Annotated in this window: 4 protein-coding genes; 1 reads left to right on the forward strand and 3 read right to left on the reverse strand. The window is 35.9% G+C overall.

Annotated elements, in window-relative coordinates:
• The first annotated feature begins 96 nt into the window (after window positions 1-96).
• Window positions 97-411, forward strand: coding sequence for a type II toxin-antitoxin system RelE/ParE family toxin (locus A3EM_RS0139395; protein ID WP_020533746.1), 315 nt, complete (start codon window positions 97-99; stop codon window positions 409-411).
• A 95-nt stretch (window positions 412-506) separates the two neighbouring features.
• Here the strand turns inward: A3EM_RS0139395 and A3EM_RS47920 are convergent, their stop codons facing one another.
• From A3EM_RS47920 to A3EM_RS0139410, 3 genes are all read right to left on the reverse strand, one after another.
• Window positions 507-671: a hypothetical protein gene (locus tag A3EM_RS47920; protein WP_020533747.1), complete on the reverse strand. Its 165-nt coding sequence runs from the start codon at window positions 669-671 to the stop codon at window positions 507-509.
• Window positions 668-1249 carry a hypothetical protein gene (locus A3EM_RS0139405; protein WP_020533748.1) on the reverse strand — a complete coding sequence of 194 codons (582 nt, stop codon included), beginning with the start codon at window positions 1247-1249 and terminating at the stop codon, window positions 668-670. Before A3EM_RS0139405 ends, A3EM_RS47920 begins: the two co-directional genes overlap by 4 nt.
• On the reverse strand, window positions 1242-2201 hold a 960-nt coding region (locus tag A3EM_RS0139410; protein ID WP_169513475.1), incomplete at its 5' end, for an RHS repeat domain-containing protein. The genes A3EM_RS0139405 and A3EM_RS0139410, both read right to left, overlap by 8 nt.

The following is a 2201-nucleotide window of genomic DNA, read 5'->3' on the forward strand; positions in this document are numbered from 1 at the left end:
CTTCAGGAGCGATCTGCCGATTTTAAAGCCAACAGGGATAAAGCAGTTTCAGCAGAAAAAGTAATCCAGGAGTTAAAAGCCAAGTATCAAAAATAGATGGAATTATATCAGGTAATTTTTTCCCACAAAGCCTTTGAGGATGTTCAGGAGGCTGTAGAGTGGTATGAAGAACAAAAACAGGGGTTGGGAATAGAATTTACCCTCAAATTAGAAGAAGCTAAAGTTTTATTGGAAAGCAATCCCGAGCTTTACCGAAAAGTAGAAGCAGAGATTCGTAAAATGTCGCTCAAAAAGTTTCCCTATGCGCTGTTTTATGAAATAGATGAACCTGCCAGAGAAGTGGGTATTATTGCTGTACTCCACCATAAAAGAGGTCCGGAAGTATTTAAAAAACGCCTGAAGTTAGAGTAAGTAGCCATCGGTGTTTTTTGAAGGAAACAAACATCCAACCCCCTTCCGCACAAAGCAGCCGGGTAGCCCTGATAAGCCCCCGAAGCTTGTTTGGATCATTTTTCAGCAGATAACAGGCTCAAAGCCTGCCACCTGCTGAAAAACGGATGATTCTCCCTTAACCCTCCGAAGTCTTGAAGAGTTCTGCTATCTGCCTTTGCACTGATTTTGGATACAAGAGATGCTTCGCTGAACTCTTGTACCAGTGAGGCTTTTCTCATGTATTAGAACGATTATTATAAACTTGAGTAAGTTTTTTATTTTTATCAAATAAAAATAAGTATATCAGCGTGGTACCTGTATATCTATACTTATTATCAATAATACTATATTTAAGACCGTCTTTATATAACAATTCACAATAGAGAGTATTTCCATCAAGTATTTCTGAGAAAGCAACTAATATGTTTGAAGGTATTGATGATGATAACCGTTCTAAATCATTTAGTGTTTTAGGTTGTATTTGTTTAGAAAGACTGTGTTTTAGTTCATACAGTGAATCAAATACAAAGTTTCTTAAGTCCCTATTGGGATCTATTACCCCATAACTTTCATAAGTGATAGTATCACTAAAATAAATAAAATTAGGTACTATTGTTCTATTTGATACTTCCATAACGACATGACCATTATTAATACTATTTAATTGTTCCGCAAACATGATGACTTCTTTATCTTGTTTTAAATGCTCTATCGCCCTATTATACATTAACTGTTCCTCCTTAATAAGGTGATGTTTTTCAGTATTTGTACAATTAAAAAAACAGGTTATTACAAAGAATATTAATATTTTATTCATTTCCTGACTGCTTTAATAAATTTTGACCTAATGGGGTTTTAAATATTTTTGAACGCCTCTCTTCCCTATAACTCTTTGTAGACCATATTGAAGGAGTATTTACATAAATCATTTTACCCTCCTGTTTCCAAGGCGTCCCAAAAGTGAAGGCTCTAAAATGAATATCACTAAAATGGGAATGCCGAGTTGGCAGTAATAATTCGTCCCTATATTCATTTACTTGGTTTATAGCATTTCCTGGTTCGCTTGAATCGAAAGCAGATCTGTCTTGAACATGGTCATAAAATCTTTCTTTTTTTCCATAGTGAGAGGCACCAAAGTCTGTATGTAAAGATTCATGTAAAAAAGTCATTCCATATCCAACTGACAATCCATTTAAACCTTCATCTTCTAAACCTTTGATATTAGCGTCTATTTGAAAATTATCTAATACAACATTACCATTAGGTGATCCCTCAGACCCTCGCTCCGTATCATTTCCATATGAAACTTTTATTGTTCCCCCTTCACCCATTAAATGTCTTAAGTGCTTTCTAGCTTTTCCACTACCACTTCTTTGACTTTCATCCATCTTGTCCTCCTTTTCATTAATAGTTCCATCACTGAAATTTACATTAAGGCTTAACCCAGTTATGTTGCTCAAGTCTAATATTAAATTTACTAATGTATATATCCCTTCTTTATCTTTGGTAAGGCTACTTATATCTACCTCCATCCCATCAGGGTCAATCAATTTAATAGGATTGTTAACCACATAAATATAAGGGGAAGCATAAGGGTACTTATCTGCAAGAGGGTCTGTACTATGCCACCTCCCAATCTGGGCATCATACATCCTAGCCCCATAGTCGGACCAGTTAAGGTCGAACTCCTCTTGCTTCTCCTTACCGTTGTACTGGAACTTGTGGTCAGGACTACCTTGTTTCTCGATGCCAGTAAGGTTCATACCGAA

Source organism: Flexithrix dorotheae DSM 6795 (assembly GCF_000379765.1).
Lineage (GTDB): Bacteria > Bacteroidota > Bacteroidia > Cytophagales > Flammeovirgaceae > Flexithrix > Flexithrix dorotheae.

Excerpts from the sequence above, each read along its gene's own strand:
- A3EM_RS47920 (WP_020533747.1), bottom strand. The coding sequence starts at position 671 with ATGAGAAAAGCCTCACTGGTACAAGAGTTCAGCGAAGCATCTCTTGTA.
- A3EM_RS0139405 (WP_020533748.1), bottom strand. The coding sequence starts at position 1,249 with ATGAATAAAATATTAATATTCTTTGTAATAACCTGTTTTTTTAATTGT.
- A3EM_RS0139395 (WP_020533746.1), top strand. The coding sequence starts at position 97 with ATGGAATTATATCAGGTAATTTTTTCCCACAAAGCCTTTGAGGATGTT.